Origin of the sequence: Burkholderia semiarida (assembly GCF_029268935.1) — a bacterium.
In the GTDB taxonomy this organism is placed as follows: domain Bacteria; phylum Pseudomonadota; class Gammaproteobacteria; order Burkholderiales; family Burkholderiaceae; genus Burkholderia; species Burkholderia semiarida.
The window spans coordinates 1688253-1705965 of record NZ_JAHLCL010000008.1 but is presented as its reverse complement, the minus strand read 5'-3'; the positions used below and the strand labels follow the sequence as shown (position 1 = coordinate 1705965).

6 protein-coding genes are annotated in these 17713 nt (G+C 69.2%); 2 read left to right on the top strand and 4 right to left on the bottom strand.

Features of this window, described 5'->3' with window-relative positions; genetic code table 11:
- Positions 1–36 precede the first annotated feature (36 nt).
- Together KPB06_RS30870 and KPB06_RS30865 are read left to right on the top strand one after the other, a co-directional pair.
- On the top strand, positions 37–12642 hold the full coding sequence (locus KPB06_RS30870; RefSeq protein ID WP_059898031.1) for a hybrid non-ribosomal peptide synthetase/type I polyketide synthase: 12606 nt from the start codon (positions 37–39) through the stop codon (positions 12640–12642).
- Positions 12639–13895 carry an MFS transporter gene (locus KPB06_RS30865; RefSeq protein WP_059584627.1) on the top strand — a complete coding sequence of 419 codons (1257 nt, stop codon included), beginning with the start codon at positions 12639–12641 and terminating at the stop codon, positions 13893–13895. The genes KPB06_RS30870 and KPB06_RS30865 overlap by 4 nt, the downstream gene beginning before the upstream one ends.
- 44 nt (positions 13896–13939) lie before the next feature.
- Here the strand turns inward: KPB06_RS30865 and KPB06_RS30860 are convergent, their stop codons facing one another.
- From KPB06_RS30860 to KPB06_RS30840, 4 genes are all read right to left on the bottom strand, one after another.
- Positions 13940–14602 carry a helix-turn-helix transcriptional regulator gene (locus tag KPB06_RS30860; protein ID WP_081059157.1) on the bottom strand — a complete coding sequence of 221 codons (663 nt, stop codon included), beginning with the start codon at positions 14600–14602 and terminating at the stop codon, positions 13940–13942.
- A gap of 259 nt (positions 14603–14861) precedes the next feature.
- A complete protein-coding gene (locus tag KPB06_RS30855) occupies positions 14862–15614 on the bottom strand; it encodes a thioesterase II family protein (protein ID WP_059584631.1) in 753 nt (250 codons plus the stop codon).
- A gap of 146 nt (positions 15615–15760) precedes the next feature.
- Positions 15761–15907 carry a hypothetical protein gene (locus KPB06_RS30850; protein ID WP_155634556.1) on the bottom strand — a complete coding sequence of 49 codons (147 nt, stop codon included), beginning with the start codon at positions 15905–15907 and terminating at the stop codon, positions 15761–15763.
- A gap of 977 nt (positions 15908–16884) precedes the next feature.
- Positions 16885–17634 (bottom strand): response regulator transcription factor, encoded by a 750-nt coding sequence (locus KPB06_RS30840; protein WP_059584633.1) that lies wholly within the window; start codon positions 17632–17634, stop codon positions 16885–16887.
- Positions 17635–17713 lie beyond the last annotated feature (79 nt).

Below are 17713 nucleotides of genomic sequence, written 5' to 3'. Positions count from 1 at the left end.
GCCGCCCGGCGCGCGCGTTCCATCCTGGAGCAATGCATGGATCTCGCAAGTCCGGCGGAAACGTCCGTCCAGTCCATCGCCGCCGGCCCGACCGGCATGTCCGCGGCTCAGCAGAGCCTGTGGTTCCTGAATCAGTTCGAACGTGGCGGGGTGACCTACAACGTCCCGTTCTCGTTGCGCCTGTCCGGCCGTGTCGACCCCGATGTGCTCGCGCGCGCGCTCGACGTCGTGCAGCGGCGGCATCCCGCGCTGCGCTGCCGGTTTCCGAGCCGCGGCGGCCAGCCGGTCGCGCAGATCGTCGACGCGCCGGCCGCACTGACGCGCGTCGACTTATCGAGCCTGCCTGATCCGGCGGCGAGCGTGGCCGAACTCGAGAGCGAGCAGGCACGCGCGCCGTTCGACCTCGAGCGCGATGCTCCGTTGCGTGCGACGCTCGCGCGCGTGGCCGACGACGACTACCGTCTCGTCGCGACCGTGCATCACATCGTGTTCGATGGCCGTTCACTGCAGCTGTTCCTCGATGAACTCGCGCGGGCGTATGCCGAACTCGCGCACGGCCGCGAACCGGACGCCGCGCCGCTCGACGACGGCCTGCATGCCGATGCGAACGCCGCATCCGCGGATCTCGCCGCCGGCCTCGCGCATTGGCAGGCCCGGCTGTCGGGCGCGCCTGCCGTGCTGCCGCTGCCGCTCGATCATCCGCGGCCGGCCGCGCGGCGCTTCAACGGGCGCCGGATCGAATTCGATGTGCCGCTCGATGTGGCCAACGGGCTCAAGGAGGTCGCGCGGGCGCGCTGCCTGTCGATGTACATGGTCGGGCTCGCGGCGTTCGCGGTGCTGCTTCGCCGCTATACGCACGAGGGCGACATCGTGATCGGATCGCCGATTTCGAATCGCTATGCGCTCGAGCGCGACGACGTGATCGGCTATTTCGTGAACACACTGCCCAACCGGGTCGACGTATCGGGCACGCCGACTTTTTCCGACGTGCTCGAACGCGTGCGTGCGACGGTGCTGGACACGCTCGAGCACGCATACGTACCGTTCGAGAAGATCGTCGAAGCCGTCCAGCCGCCGCGTTCGTTGGCTCATGCGCCGATATTCCAGGTGCTGTTCGATTTCGCGGCCGAAGGGTTCGAGGTGGACTTCGGCGCCGGAATCGAAGCGCGGATGCATACGCTGGACTCCTGCACCGCGAAGTACGATCTCAGCCTCACGCTGGCACTCGCCGGCGACGGCATGCGCGCAGCGTTCGAGTACGACTGCGACCTGCTCGGCGGCGCGCTCGTCGAACAGATGACCGACAGCCTCGTGCGCATCCTGCGTTGCCTGGTGACCGACCCCGACGCGCGTATCGACGCGGCGCCGCTGCTGTCGCGCGAGGCCGCGGCCGCGATGCTGGCGCTCGCGAACGACGGCACGCGAGACCCGGGCCGCCCATTCGTGCCGTTTCACCGCGCGTTCGAGCAGGCGGCGCAGCGTGACGGCGGTGCGCTGGCGCTGGTATACGGCGAGCGGCGCGCCACCTACGCGGACGTCGACGCGCGAGCGACGGCGCTGGCCGCGCAATTGCAGGCGTCGGGCGTGCGGCGCGGCGATCGCGTCGTCGTGTTGCGGCGCTATGGTCCGGACGTGGTCGTCGCGCTGCTCGCGATCCACAAGGCCGGCGCCGTGTTCGTGCCGGTGTCGCCCGACGATGCGAGACGCGATGCACTGATCGCCGACGTGGCGCCGGCGGCGATCGTCGTCGAACATCCGTGCGACGGTGCGGGGTTCGATTGCACCGCGATCGCGATGGAAGCGCTTGTGTGCGAGCCGGGCGCACCGCTCGCGGGCTTCGATCCGGACGGAGCGATGACGACCGCCGACGACATCGCCTACGTGATTTTCACGTCGGGCTCCACCGGTCGCCCGAAAGGCGTCGAGGTTTCGCACGGGAGCTGGATGTCGCTGTTTCATGCATTCGAGGCAGCTTACGGCCGCACGCAGCCGGGTGTGACGGCCGTGCTGCAGATGGCGAACCATACGTTCGACGTGTTCATGAGCGACGTGATTCGCGGCCTCGGCGGGGGAGGGCGGCTGATCATGTGCCCGAGGGAGAGCCTGACCGATGCGCAGGCGCTGCATGCGCTGATCGAGCGCGAGCGTGCGACCGTGATGGAATTCGTGCCGGCCGTCGTGCGCCAGATGATCGAATATCTCGAACGCAGCGGCAAGCGCCTGGACGGGGTGCAGGCGGTCACGTGCGGTGCGGACGTCTGGTTCGTCCACGAGTACCGCAAGCTGCGCGCGCTGTGCGCGCCGGATACCCGCGTGCTCAGCGTGTATGGCGTGACGGAAGCCACGTGCGAAAGCGCGACCTTCGAACCGCGCGACGCGTGGTACGAGTCCGAACGCAGCATGCCGATCGGCACGCCGTTGCCGAACACGTCGATGTACGTGGTCGACGACGCACTGAATCTCGTTCCGCTCGGCGTGCCCGGTGAACTGCTGATCGGCGGCGGCGCCGTCGCGTCGGGTTACCTGAATCGGCCGGAGCTGACCCGCGAACGTTTCCCGGTCGGCGGGTTCGATGCCGACGGGCGCTTCGTGTCCGATCCGGGCGGCCGCCGCTTCTACCGCACCGGCGATCTTTGCCGGCATCTTGCGGACGGCACGATCGAGTTCATCGGCCGGCTCGACAACCAGGTCAAGGTTCGCGGCTTCCGGATCGAGCTCGGCGAGATCGAAAGCGTGCTCGCGGAGCATCCGGGCGTGCGCGAATGCGCGGTCGTGGCGCGCGGGGCGCCGGGCGGCGAGCTCGAACTGGTCGGTTATGCCGATGCGGGGGCAACCCGGGAAGCGTTGTTCGAGCATCTGCGCGCGCGGCTGCCCGAGCACATGGTGCCGCGTGCGCTGGTCCTGTTGCCGGCGCTGCCGCTGTCGCCGAACGGCAAGATCGACCGCAAGCGCTTGCCCGATCCGGACTGGGATGCGCTCGCGCATGCGTACGTTGCGCCGCGAAACCCGCTCGAGGCGCGGCTTGCGCAGGACTGGGAGGCGCTGCTGCGCACGACGCGCATCGGCGTGCACGACAATTTCTTCGAGCGAGGCGGCCATTCGCTGCTCGTCACGCAGGCGCTGACGCGCGTCCACGATGCGTTCGGCGTGAAATTGAAGGTGGCCGACGTGTTCGAGCGGCCCACGATCGAGCAGCTTGCCGAGCGCGTGATGGAGCAAATGATGTCGGCTGCCCGGGAAGGCGTGGCCGCTCGCGCGGATGCGCCGATTCCGCGCGCGGACGGCCACGAGCGCCGGCGCCTGTCGTTCGCGCAGCGGCGTATGTGGTTCGCCCGGCAGGCGGAGCCGGGCGCGGCGTACAACATGCCGGAAGTGTTCCGTGTGCGCGGCCGCCTGGATCGAGACGCGCTCGAAGCGGCGCTGAACCGCGTGGTCGGGCGCCACGAGGTGCTGCGAACGCGCTTCACCGCGGACGTGCAGGCGTGGGTGGACGATGCCGGCCATCCGCGCCGCGAGCCGCTGGCGCAGATCGACGCCCCGGCGCCGGTGCCGTTCGTCGTCGAGCAGATCGAGCCGGGGCGCGTGAACGAGCGACTCGCGCGCGAAGCGGCGCGTCCGTTCGAGCTGGACCGCGAGTGGCCGATCCGCGCATTGCTGCTGCGCGTCTCGCCGGACGAACACGTGCTGTGCATCGTGCTGCATCACATCGCGTACGACGGCTGGTCGAGCGGGCTGTTGCGCCGCGAGCTGGCGCAAGCCTATCGGGCATGCGCCGCAGGCGAGGCGCTCGTGTCGAGCGAGCCCGCGTTGCAGTATCAGGACTACGCGGCGTGGCAGCGCGCACGGACGGCGACGAGCGGTTTTGCGGAATCCGTCGCCGCATGGCGGGAGCGCCTGAGCGATCTGCCGTCCGCGCTGCCGTTGCCGGAGCGGACCGACGCGCCGGGCGCCGGCGCACCGGGCGCCGATTATGTCGATTTCGCGTTGCCCGCATCGTGCGCACCGCAGCTGAAGCGGCTGTGCGAGCGGCTGAACTGCACGCCGACGATGGTGATGCACGCGGCGCTCGCGGTCCTGCTGCATCGCTACACCGGGCAGGACGATATCGTGATCGGCATCCCGTTCGCGGGACGAGATCATCCGGATGCCGAAGCGTTGATGGGGTTCTTCGTCAATCTGTTGCCGATACGGTTGCAGTTGGACGCGCCGATGCGACTCGCGGACGTTATCGCAGCAAGTCGGCGCATGCTGCTCGAGGCCGACGCCGGACAGTCGGTGCCGCTCGATCATCTCGTCGAAACGCTGAATCCGGCTCGCGCGCCGGGTCGGCACCCGTTCTTCCAGATCGGGCTGGTGGTGCAGAGTGCGGCGCCCGAGGCGCTCAACCTGGCGGGGCTGGCGGTGGACGAGCTCGCGGTCGCGCCCGCCGACGTCAAGCTCGACTTGATGGTCGAAGTGCGCGCATTCGACGGCGCATCGCTCGGCGGCAGCTTCAAGTACCGTACGTCACGCTACGCGCGCGCATTTGTGGGCGGGCTCGCGCGCCATTTCGGCGAATTGCTGCGCAATCTGCTGGCCGATGCCGACCAGACCGTGTCGGACGTGATGATGCTGCCGGCCGACGAATACGCGGCATTGACGGACGCGTGCCGTGGGACGCGGCGCGATTTCGGCGCGACGGGTGACGTGATCGCGCAACTGGAAGCGCACGCGGCGGCGACGCCGGACGCGATTGCGCTGGAGTTCGACGCACGGCGCTGGACCTACGCGCAGCTCGACCAGCTCGCGAACCGGATCGCCGGCGCGCTGCGCGCGCACGGCGCGACGCCCGGCACGCATGTCGGGCTGTTCACCGGACGCCATCCCTATCTCGTTGCAGGCATGCTCGGCGCGCTGAAGGCGCGCTGCGCGTTCGTGCCGCTGAATCCCGACGACACGGTCGACGGAGGTCTCGGCTACACGGTGGCCGACGCCGGCGTGCGGCTGGTCGTCGCCCAGCGCGACCTCGCGTCGCGCTGCGCCGCGCTCGGCGTGACGACACTGATCGCCGACGATATCGACGACGACCGCGCGCCGGCCGTGCGCGCGCCGGGTCTCGTGCACGCGCCGACCGATCTCGCGTACGTGCTTTACACGTCGGGCTCGACCGGACGTCCGAAAGGCGTGATGGTGACGCGGCGCAACCTGCTCAATACCGCGCACGCATTCGCAGCGTCCGTCGGGCTGCATCCGGGTGCGCGCCAGCTGCAGTATTTTTCGCCCGTCTTCGACGGCGTGTGCGGCGAAGTGTTTCCGGTGCTCGTGTCGGGCGCGACGCTCGTGTTCGCGCCCGCCGCCCGGCTGCTGCCGGGGCCCGAGCTGCTCGGGCTGCTGCGCGCCGAGCGGATCACGCATCTGCAGATCACGCCGACCGCGCTACGCCTGCTGCCGTACGCCGAGTTGCCGGAGCTTGCGACGATCGTGGCCGCGGGCGAGGCCTGTCCGGCGAACATCGCGCGGGAGTGGGCGCAAGGCCGGCGCTTCATCAATGGTTATGGGCCGACCGAGACGACGATCTACGCATCGGCGACCGACTATTGGGATGCCCGCGGCGCGCTGGTGTTGCGACCGCTGGCGAACGTGACGTTCGAGGTGCTCGATCGCTACGGCCATCCGTTGCCGTGCGGCGTGCCCGGTGAGCTGTACATCGGCGGCGAGGGCGTGGCGGCCGGCTACCTGAACCTCGACGAGGAGACCGCGCGCCGCTTCGTGCCGGATCCGCGTTCAAGCGAGCCCGGCGCGCGCCGCTACCGGACCGGCGACTACGTGATCCGCCAGCCGGACGGCAGCCTGACGTACGTCGGACGCGCGGACGCGCAGGTCAAGATCCGCGGCTTCCGGGTCGAACCGGGCGAGGTGGAGGCGCGCCTGAACGCGCTGCCGGGGATCACGCAGGGCGTCGTGCTCGCGCCGTTCGATGCGAACGGGCATCGGATCCTGGTCGGCTACTACGTGGGCGAACCCGCGGAAGGCGAGGTGCGCACGCGGCTTGCGCAGCAATTGCCGGCCCATCTTGTTCCGCAGCGCCTCGTGAGGCTGCCCGATCTGCCGCGCGCGCGTACCGGCAAGGTGGACCGCAACGCGCTCGCCGCCCAGGCGGCCGGGCCGGTCGCGCCTGTCGCGCCCGTCGCGCCCGTCGCGGACGCACCGGCCGGCGATGCTTCGGCGCCACCGGCAGCTGCTGCCGAGGTGCAGGGCGAACGTGTGCCGACCGGCGGCCGCCGGCTCCTCGCGCACGTGAAAGCGATCTGGCAAGCCGTGCTCGAACGCGACGACGTCGAGCCCGACAGCAATTTCTTCGATCTCGGCGGGCATTCGCTGCGGATCGTCGAGATGCGCAAGCGCCTCGAGGACGCGTTTGCGACTCGGATCGCGATTGCCGAGCTGTTCGAGCATCCGACGTTGCGCGCACTGGTCGCGCACCTGGAGCGCAACCGCGTGAGCGTGGCCGAAGCCGAGGCCGACGATGCGCCGGCGCAGGCTGCGGCCGCGGCCGATGCGCCGGCCGCCGTGCCGCCGGCAAGCGAGCGCGCGATCGCGGTGATCGGGATGGCGGGCCGCTTCTGCGGCGCTCCCGATCTGCAGACCTTCTGGGACAACCTGCTCGATGGCGTCGAGTCGACGCTGCACTTCAGCGACGAACTGCTTGCCGAACACGGCGTCGATGCGCAGACGCGCGCGCAGCCGGACTTCGTCGGGCTCGGCAACCGGCTCGAGGACGTGGACGGCTTCGACGCCGAGTTCTTCGGCTACTCCGCTCGCGAAGCGGCGCTGATGGACCCGCAGCAGCGACTGTTTCTCGAGTGTGCGTGGGAGGCTGCCGAGGCGGCCGGCTATGGTGCCGCGCGCGGCGCCCGGGTGGGCGTGTTCGCGAGCGCCGGCACGAGCCACTATCTGCTCGACAACGTCTATCCGCGCAGACGCGAACTGAAGCTCGAGAACATCCAGTGGCTGCTCGGCAACGGCCGCGACTTCCTCGCCACCCGCGTCGCGTACAAGCTGGGCCTGGCCGGCCCGGCCGTGACCGTCGAGACCGCCTGCTCGTCCTCGCTCGTGGCAGTGCATGCCGCTTGCGCGAGCCTGCGCGCGGGCGACTGCGAGATGGCGCTCGTCGGCGGCGTGTCGCTCGAGGCCGAGTATTACGGTTATCGACCCATGCCGGACAGCATCATCTCGACGGACGGCCGGTGCCGGCCGTTCGACGCCGATGCGTCCGGCACGACGGGCGGCAGCGGCTGCGCGGTCGTCATGCTCAAGCCGCTCGCGAAGGCGCTGGAGGACGGCGATCACGTGCATGCAGTGATCCGGGGCTCGGCGATCAACAACGACGGCGCCGGCAAGGTGAGCTACACCGCGCCGAGCGTCGCCGGGCAGGCCGGCGTCATCGCGGCCGCGCTGCGGGATGCCGACGTGCCGGCCGACACGGTCGGGTACGTGGAAGCGCACGGTACCGGCACGCGGCTTGGCGATCCGGTCGAATTCCGCGCGCTCACGCAGGCCTATGCCCCGAACGGCGCATGGCCGGCCGGCCGCCGGTGCGCGCTCGGCTCGCTTAAGGCGAACCTCGGGCATCTCGATGCGGCGGCAGGGATCGTCGGCTTCGTGAAGGCCGTTCTCGCCGTCGAGCACGGCGAGGTGCCGCCGATGCCGTATTTTACGAAACCGAATCCCGAGATCGATCTCGAGGGCAGCCCGTTTCATATCAACACCGAGCGGTACACGTGGCCCGATGCACCCTGGCCACGTCGCGCGGGCGTCAGCTCGTTCGGGATCGGCGGCACCAATGCGCACGTGATCGTCGAGGCGCCGCCGCCGCGGCCGTTGCCGTCGCCCGACGCACCCGATGCTGGCGTGCAGGTTCTGCCGCTGTCGGCCCGCACGCCGGCCGCGCTTCGACGCATGCGTCGCCGCCTGGCCGCGCACCTGCGCGCGTCGTCCGCGCGGCTGTCAGACGTCGCGTTCTCGCTCGGCGCGGGCCGTGCGCGATTGCCGGTGCGCGACACGATCGTGTGCGCGACGCGCGAGGCCGCATGCATGGCGCTGGACGCGCCGTGGGATGCGCCGGCGGGTGAGCCGCGGGAGAATCGCCCGGTCGTGTTCATGTTCCCCGGTCAGGGGGCGCAGCATATCGGGATGTTGAAGGGGCTCTATGAACGCGAACCGGCGTTCCGCGACGCGCTGGACGAATGCGCGACGCTGCTGCGCACACAGCACGGGCTCGACATCCTCGCGGCCATGTACCCGGACCCCGGCAGGGAGACCGATGCGTCCGCCGGGCTGCGCGAGACGGGTATCGCGCAACCGGCGCTGTTCGCCGTCGACTATTCGTGCGCGATGCTGCTGCGCGCTCGCGGTGTCGAGCCGGACGCGCTGATCGGCCACAGTCTCGGCGAGCTGGTCGCCGCGTGCGTCGGCGGCTACTACACGCTGGCGGATGCGCTCGCAATCGTCGCGACGCGCGGACGCCTCATGCAGGCCGCCGATCGCGGCGCGATGCTTGCCGTCGCGCTGGACGAGCACGCATGCGCGCGCTGGCTCGACGCGGACGTGGAGCTGGCGGCCGTCAACGGTCGCAACCAGTGCGTGCTGGCCGGCGGGACCGAGGCGATCGAGCGGCTGCGGCAAGCGCTTGCCGAGGCAGGCGTGCAGAGCCAGCCGCTTGCGACGTCGCACGCATTTCATTCGCATCGGATGGCGGCGGCCGCGCAGGCGCTCGAGGCCTTCGTCGCCCGGATTCCGGTGCAGGCGAGCACGGTGCCCGTCATATCGAACCGCACCGGCGCCTGGTTGTCGCTCGACGCCTCCAACCACGCCGGCTATTGGGCATCGCACCTGCGCGACACGGTGCGTTTCGCCGACGGGATCGCGACGTTGCACGACGCGTTCGATGCGCCGCTGCTCGTCGAAGTAGGCCCGGGGCGGACGCTGCGCACCGCGCTGGAGGCGGACGGCCGGGCATACGATGTGCTCGGCTGCGGCCGTCATCCGCGCGATCGTTCGGATGACGTGTCGACCTTCGCGCATGCGATCGCCACATTGTGGCGGCTGGGTGCACGCGTCGACTGGCGCCGCGCGTGCGGCAGCAACGCCGCGCGGCGCGTGCCGCTGCCGGCTTATCCGTTCGCGCGCACGCGGCACTGGATCGACGCGCCGGTCGAGCGAAGCGGGCCGCCTGCGCTTTATCGTCACTGGCGGCGTGTTGCCGGCGGGCGGCGCACGTACGAGCTTGCATTGCCGCCGTCGTGGTGGGTCGTCGACGAGCATCGCGTGTTCGACGGCAAGCCGGTGCTGCCCGGCACCGGCTGTCTCGAGCTCGTGCGAGGCGCATTCGAGCGGATGGGGCACGGGCCGCGGATTGCATTGAGCGACGTCTATTTCCCGGCGCCGCTCGTGCTCGACGACGCGCACGGCGCACGTATCGTGCGCGTGAGCTTCGGCGGCGCGGACGGCGGTGTTCAGGACTTCGCAGTCACCTCCGCCGCCGCGGACGATGCGGCGGCGTGGACCGTGCACGCGCAAGGCACGATCGCCGATGCCGACCAGATGCCGGCTCCGCCGGCCCGGTTCGAGCACGTGCGCGCGCAGCGTGCGGACACGCTCGCGAGTCCCGCCGCGCGCGCCGCGCTCGACGACCGGCTCGCGCTGTTCGGCCCGCGCTGGCATTGTTTCCGCGCGTTGTGGCTCGGCGACGACGAAGGGGTCGCGCAGCTCGAGCTCGATCCCGCGTTCGCGGCCGACCTGGAGAATGCGCCGCTGCACCCGGCGTTGCTCGACATGGCCACCGGTTTCCTGTCGACGCTGGAAAACCGCGGCGCGCGGCTGCCGTTCCACTATCGCAGGCTGTCGCTCCATGCACCGTTGACCGCGCGGCTGTTCAGCCATGCGCGCCGCGTGCGCGAGAACGTCTTCGATGTGACGCTGTTCGCGCTCGACGAGGCGGGAGGCGTCGGGCCCGCGCTCGTCGAGGTGGAGGGCTTCACGCTGCGCGACGAGCGTGCGCCCGCGGCGGCGGCCGACCGCTCGTCGCCGGCCGCATGGTGCTCGCGCCCCGCATGGCGGCCCGCACTGCCGCCGCGCGGCGATGCGTTGCCCGATGCGGCCTGGACGATCGTCGCACGCGGCAAGTCGATGCGCGACGCGATCGCGACGCATGCACCGCACGGCAGCATCCTGGTCGACGAGGATGCGCGCGGCACGCACGCGCCCGAGGCCGGCGACGGTTACGGCCATGCGCGCGCGTTCGAACGGAATTCCCGGCCGGCGCAGATCCTCTATTGCGTCGGCGCCGACGATCGCGGTTCGGCGGTGGAGCGCTTCGACGATCTGATGCGCCTGTTGCAGACGTTCGGCCCGCAAGCCGCATCCGGCACGGTTCTGACGCTCGTCACCACGGGCGCCTGCGCCGTGCGTGCCGGCGAACGGCCGAGCGGCGTGCAAGCCGCGCTGGTCGGCGCACTGCGTGCAGCGAGCCGGGAGTTCGCGCATCTGCGCTGTCGCCACGTCGATCTTCCGGCCGAGCCGGGCGATGCCGATCATGCGGCGCTGCGCGGGCTGCTTGCGCGCGCCGACGCCGGCTCGCCGGCGCCGCTCGTGCCGACGCTCGTGCCGACGCTCGCGCTGCGCGACGGCACGTTCCACGAGCCGGGCTTCCGGGCGCTGCCCGACGTGGACGCGACGCCTGTGCTGGTCGACGGTGGCGCGTACGTGATCACGGGCGGCCTGGGCGGCATGGGGTTGACGTTTGCCGAGCATATCGCGCGCCGAGTCGCCGCGCCGCGCCTGTTCCTGGTATCGCGCACGGTCGATGCGTCGCGGCCGGACGTCGCGGCGGCGACTGCCGCGCTGCGTGCGCTCGGCGCCGACGTGACGCTCGTGCAGGCCGACTGCGGCGAACCTCGCGCGTGGGCCGCGGCGCTGGCGGATATCGCCGCACGCTGCGGCCGCATCGACGGAGCGATCCACGCGGCGGGGATCGAGGCCAGCGGGCCTGTCCAGCTCGGCGAGCCGGCAGCATGGGCGCGCGTGCTGGCGCCGAAGACGCTCGGCACGGACGCGTTGCTCGATGCGCTGCGCGCGCACCGGCCGGATTTCGTGCTGCTGTGTTCGTCGCTGGCGGCGCTCGTCGGCGGTCTCGGCCAGGCCGACTACGCGGCGGCGAACGCGTATCTCGACGCGGTCGCGCATGCGGCGCGCCACGACGGGCTGCCGGTCGTCTCGATCAACTGGGATGCCTGGGCCGAGGTCGGCATGCGGGTCGCATACGATCGTGCTCATCCGAACCAGACGCCGATCGACGCGGCCCACGGTCTGCTGAACGACGAGGGCTGCCGCGTGTTCGACATCGCGCTCGCGCACGATGGCGCGCAAATCGCGGTGAACAAGGCCGAGGACATCGAGGTGTGGCTGCGCCGCCTCGCGGGCGGGACCGATGCGCGCGGCGAGCGCGGCGACGCGCATGCGGCGCCGGCCGTCGACGAGCGGATCGCACCGCGCAACGACGTCGAGCGCGAGCTGGCGCAACTCTGGCGCGAGCTGCTGGGCGGCGAACTGCCCGGCGTGACCGACAATTTCTTCACGCTGGGCGGGCACTCGTTGCTCGGCGCGCAGCTGATATCGCGCGTGCGGGAGCGCTTTGCGAATTGCCTGACGCTTGCCGAGTTTCTGGACGAGCCTACGATCGAACGGATGGCGCGGTCGCTCGGCGCGCCGGACGCGGCCGATACGGCCCGCGGCGAGGATGACGCGCACGTGCGCTACTGCCTCGTGCCCGTGCAGCGTACCGGTGCCGGGACGCCGTTCTTCTGCGTACCGGGCATGGGCGGCAACGTTACCCAGGTGCTGCCGCTCGCACGCGCGATGGGAGCGGCGCGGCCGTTCTACGGTCTGCAGTGCCTCGGGCTCGACGGCAAGGCCGAACCGCACGATAGCGTCGAGGCGATGGCCGAGCACTACGTGCGCTGCATCCGCACCGTTCAGCCTCACGGGCCGTATCTGCTGGGCGGCCATTCGCTCGGCGGCAAGGTCGCGCTCGAGATGGCGCGACGGCTCGACGCCGAAGGGGAGCCCCCCGGCCTGATCGCGTTGTTCGACTCCGCTGCGCCGCCGTACCTGCGCATGACGACGCCGACCGATGCCCAGGTAGTCGGTTCGCTGCTGGGCATTTTCGGACGCTACTCGGGCAAGCCAGTCGACGTGACGCGCGATATGCTGGCGCGTCTCGAAGCCGCATCGCACGAAGAACGCCTGCGCTTCCTGAAGACGCAGCTCCAGGCTCACGGGTTGATCGACGCGCGCGCCGACGACGGCAGCATCGGCGGCATCTTCAACGTCTATCGCGCGGCCGCGGCGTTCGGAATGGCTTACGACCCGCCGAAGCAACCGTCGGACTGGTCGTTCGTGCTGTTCCGGGCGGTCGATTCGATGCCGTCGGGCATCAATCTGCCGGAGATCCGGCAGACGCCCGCGTGGGGTTGGGAGGCATTCAGTCGCGCACCGGTCGAATGCATTGACGTGCCGGGCGATCACTTCACGTGCCTGTCCGACGTGCACGCCCATGCGATCGCGCTGCCGCTGGCCGATCGCCTGCAGGCGTTCGAGCGATGAGCGCGCAACCGCACGTCAACGGCGCGCCGCCTGCCGGGCACGGCGGCACGCGCGCGGTGCGCGTGGTGCTCGCGATCCTCGCGCTCGACGTTCTCGGCACGGGGCTGGCGATGCCGGTGCTGCCGACGCTCGTCGCGGGGCTCGCGGGCCTGTCGCCCGCGCGCGTTTCGCTCGTGCTGGGCGCGGCGATCGCGTCCTACTCGGCAATGCAGTTCCTGTGCGCACCGATGCTGGGCGCGCTCAGCGACCGGTACGGACGCCGCCCGGTGCTGCTGGCCGCGCTCGTCGGCATCGCGGCGAGCCACTGGACCGTCGCGTTCGGTGGCGGTCTGGCGTCGCTGCTGATCGGCCGCGCGCTCGGCGGTGCCGCCGCCGCGAACGTGTCGACGGTGATGGCGTATCTGGCCGATGTCAGCGACGGCGAGCGCCGCACGCATCTGTACGGCAGCGCGGGCGGGGTCATCGCGGTCGGACTCGTGGCTGGCCCGGTCGCTGGCGGCTGGCTCGCGTCGTTCGACCCGTACCTGCCGTTCGCGATCGCCGGCGCGCTGGCCGCGCTGAATGCGGCGTACGTCGCATCGTGGCTGCCGGAAAGCCTGCCTGCCGCGCACCGGCGAACGTTCGACTGGCGCCGTGCGCAGCCTTTGGGCAGCCTGCGCGCGCTGTTCGGCAACCAAACGCTGCGTCCGTACCTGCTGGCGTTACTGCTGACCTGGGCCGCATACGGCGTGTTCCAGAGCTGCTTCGTGCTCGCGAACCAGGCGCGTTACGGATGGAGCGTGATCGATGCGTCGCGGGCGCTCGCCGCGCTCGCTGTCGGGATGGCCCTGTCGCAACGCTATCTCGTGCGTCGGTTGACCGCGCGCGTCGACAACCGAGCGATCCTCGCACTGGGTTACGGCTGTTGTGCGGTCGCGTATCTGTGCTATTTCGCTGCTTCGTCTCCATGGCTCACGTACGCGGGGATGATGGCCCAGGCACTGGGACTCGTGGCCGACCCCGCGCTGCGCGCCGAGTTGTCGCGCCATGCGTCCGACCGGCATCAAGGCGAACTGCAGGGCGGTCTCGCGTCGCTCGTCAGTCTGGTCGGGGCGATCGCGCCGCTCCTCGGGTCGGCCGCGCTCGCCGCGGCCGCGCGCACGGGCGGTGGCGCGGCCGCGGCGGGATGGCCGTTCGCGCTGGGCGTCGCGTCGTACGCGTGCGCGCTTGCCATCGTGGCGCGTGCGCCGGCGAGGCGCGCCGCTGCTCGCTGAGCGGGCCATGCCGCGCGGCGCATGTCGCGCGGCATGGTACGGCCTCAGATCAGGCCGAGTACCATCGCCTTCACGACCGCTTGCAGTGTATTGGTCGCATTCATCTTGAGCATCGCGTTTTTCAGGTGGAAATAGACGGTGCGTGTCGTGAGCCCGACGATAGACGCGACTTCGCCGGCCGTCTTGCCGAGCGCGGTCCACCGCAGCAGTTCCCGTTCGCGGTCCGTAAGACTGCACACGTCGCCCGTTTTCGGCGTCGGCGCCGACAGCGCGATGAACTTCGCATGGATCGCGCCGGCGAGCCACGCGATGTACGGGGCATTCGTCGCCTTTTCCTCGACTCTTACAGGTGTGATTTCTCGTCCGACCGAAAACAGGGCGGGTAAATCGGCACCGATCCAGCTGCACTGGGTAAGAACGAAGCGTGCGCCGTCGCTCCATTCTGCCAGGCCTTTGGTTCGGAGTGCGGCATAGACGGGACTGCCACCCGGAAGGAAATCCGCATCCTTGTAATACTTGATCCAGCTTTCGTATTGCCCGCGGTCGGAAAAGAATTCCGAGTCGTTGCCGGAGCATGTGGATTTGACTTCGAAAAGCCAGTTGGAAAAGCCGATCCTCGATACAGCGCGCGAGGCTGTATCGGCAAGATCGGACATGGTCTTCGCATTCTCTATGCCCAAGTAAATTTCATGCCATTGAGTCGTCATGGTTCGATACCCGATGAAATTTGAATAAATTCGGCCCGTGTTACTGAAGGTGTCTCCCGCTGACCGATAGCGCTTGCTTATTCATCGTTATGGACTTTCAACTCATACTGATCGTGTCGATCGAGGTCGTTCTCCTTTTCAATCCCGATGTCGGCATGCAATGCCGCAAATGCCGGCAGGTGCGACCGGTGCGCGGCACCGGGCGTACACTGGCCGGCAGATTTCCCCGCGGCATGCTGGTGCCGATTTGACGGGACTGCTACGTAGGGTCGGTCAGCGCGGCGACGACGCGGTTCCGAATCTCCTGTTCCCACGCCTGGAGAAAGAAGTGCCCGCCGTCGAACCGGTGCAGCGCGAATGGCCCCCCGCTGTAGCGGGCCCACTCGGCCAATGCATCGCTCGCGACATGGGGATCGCGCAGACCACCGAACACCGTCAGCCCGCACGGCAACACGAATGGCGTATCCACCCGGTACCCGTCGGCGAGTGCGAGATCGGCACGCAGCGACGTCAGGAAGTGCCCTAGCCATTCGGGCTCCGACAGCAAGGCAGCCGGCGTTCCGCCCATCGCTTTCAGCCACTCGATCAGTTCCGGATCGGATAGCCGATGGGCCGGCGGCCCGCTTGGCGCCACGTGCGGCGCGCGGTGTGCGGCGCTGAATGCGTGCGAAGGGGTGGGAAGGCCGCGCCGAACGAGTTCCCTTGTCCATTCGATGCTGACGACGCTGCCCAAGCTGTAGCCGAACGTGCCAAACGGCTTGTCGAGCAGGCCGGCCGCCGCCGTCGCAAGCGCGGTGCACATTGTGTCGAGCGACGTGAGCGCCGCTTCCGCAAAGCGGGTTTGGCGCCCCGGTGGTTCGATGGCGACGACTTCGAGCCAGTCTGGCAGTTCAAACGCCCAGCTCCGGTACAGCAGCGATCCGCCGCCGGCATACGGGAAGCAGAACAGCCGGTGCGTTGCCCGGGGACGCGGGCGATGCAGGACGAACCAGGGTGTGTGATTGATGAGCATGCGGATTCGGAGTGGAAATCACGGCGCAGCGCAGGCGGACAGCGTGTGTAGAGGGCACGGGACGCGCATTTCGAGAGGAAGCGGAATCGCCCCATTCCGACGTGAGCGTGACGTCCGGATGGCGAGTGAGCCGTTGCGAGGACGCATCAGATCCCGCAGGCAAGCACCACGGCCTGATCGGCGGGCGGCGCGTCGTGATGGAGGCGGAACCTGTCGATCGCACCGAGACTGTGAAGAAACGTGCGTCGGAAGAGGTCGGCATTCGTTTCGAGTCGATGTTTCGTGTCGGTCATGTTCGTATCGTTCTGTCGTCCATAACTTGATTCATGCAGCGATAAGCGACTCGCGCAACGACGGCAAACGTTTGCGCTTGCGAGCGTATGCGGAGAACGGCGAGTTCGTCGGGTTAACGAACACAGGACGAAAATATATAAGGTGAATCACGCCGGAATCCTCAAAAAATCTCATGGAAGGCATCAAGTGCTGTCGTAATCGCGGCGGAATTCCTGGTCATCCGAATATCGATGGACCACCGATGTCCGGATTATATGGATGAAAATCGCTTAAAAAGCACCAAATATGCACAAAAAATTGAAAAATTTTTAGATATACGGCTAACTGAATTGATATGGATAGTTGGATTTTTGCTAAGAGACGATTTCAAAAACACTCATCGAGAATGTTGACTTTCGTGGTGAGCTGTCAAGCGAGTCGCCGGGCGACTGCGCGGCGAGGGGCCGCGGACGCGCCATGCCTTTCCGCCCACAAGGGCCGACGATACGGTTGTCCGGTCCGAGCGAAGTGGAAAACACGCTGAACCAGCGCGCGGGCGTGTCCTTCAAGGGCGATCTGCCGAAATGCGCGCCGGCTGGCACGGCAACCGCGCCGGGCACGACATGCGGCGGGCTGCGAATCAACGCGTAGCGGATCACGCCGGACGGCACGCTGAGCTTCGCCGACGAACCCGCGATGGTCGATGAGTCGGGGCGGCCGGTCTGGAGGTTCATCCGCTGTCGGGTGAAGCCCGGCCAGACCGTCGCGTTTTCGGCCGGTCCGTTTTCGCCGCCTACGGACAACCGGCTCGCGCCCCGCGTCGGCTATGTGTGCGCGATAGACCAAGGCATCGCGTTCTTCGCGGCGCGGCGCGGCGCGTCGCGGACCGGTCGCGCCTGCGGGCAGCGGCCGCAGCCACCGGTTCGCGGTGACGGCGGGCGGCCGGACGCGATGCGCGACGAACCTGCCGCCGCGCGCACGCGTTCGACAGCCTACCTCACGCGGCCGGGTGCGGGCCGGCTGCTGTCGGCGTCGCGAATTCCGGCTCATGCGCGTCGCTGCACGACCCGACTTCGAGTTTGTAGCCAAAGCCATACACGGTGCGCAGCGCGACGTCGTTCGCAATGCCGAGCGAGAGCTTCTTGCGCAGCTTGTAGATGTGTTGCTCGATCGTCCGGTCCGCGCAGTCGCGGTAGTTGCCCCAGATCGATTTTGCGACCTGGCCGCGATTGAAGCAGGTGCCGGGGTTCGAGAAGAACAGCCAGGCCATCGCGAACTCGCGCGACGTCAGCGCGATCGCGCCGCCGTGCAGCTTGACCGTGCCCGTATCGCGATCGAGCGCATACGGACCGACCGACAGGCGGGCCGGGGCCGAGGCGGCGCGGGCCTGCCCGCGCCGGGCGAGCGTCGCGCGCACGTACAGCTCGTTGGGATCGAACGGCAGCGTCAACACGTCGGCCGCGCCGAGGTCGTACCAGAGGAACATCTCGGCGGGCCCGTCGAACGAGCCGACCACCACGACCGGCGCGCGGCTGTCCGCGTGGCACGCGCGCCACGACAGCACCGGATTGTGGGTCGCATTGACGCAGCGCGCGTCGAACACGATCAGGTCGTACGGCCGGTGGCGCAATGCGCGCAGCATCGTCAGCTCGTCGGCGAACCGGTCGCCGCGGCGCTCGCCGCGCCCGAGGCTGTCCGCGATGCGGTCGGCCAGACGCAGGTCGCGGGTCAGGAGGGCATAGTCCAAAGTGACCTCTTCAAATCGAAACGGAATATCGGCGTCCGCGCCCGTCGTCGCGCGGCGGCGCCCGGCAGTTCGCCGGGAC

Coding starts and splice junctions, on each gene's coding strand:
- KPB06_RS30860 (WP_081059157.1), bottom strand. CDS start 14,602: ATGACGACTCAATGGCATGAAATTTACTTGGGCATAGAGAATGCGAAG.
- KPB06_RS30850 (WP_155634556.1), bottom strand. CDS start 15,907: ATGACCGACACGAAACATCGACTCGAAACGAATGCCGACCTCTTCCGA.
- KPB06_RS30855 (WP_059584631.1), bottom strand. CDS start 15,614: ATGCTCATCAATCACACACCCTGGTTCGTCCTGCATCGCCCGCGTCCC.
- KPB06_RS30865 (WP_059584627.1), top strand. CDS start 12,639: ATGAGCGCGCAACCGCACGTCAACGGCGCGCCGCCTGCCGGGCACGGC.
- KPB06_RS30870 (WP_059898031.1), top strand. CDS start 37: ATGGATCTCGCAAGTCCGGCGGAAACGTCCGTCCAGTCCATCGCCGCC.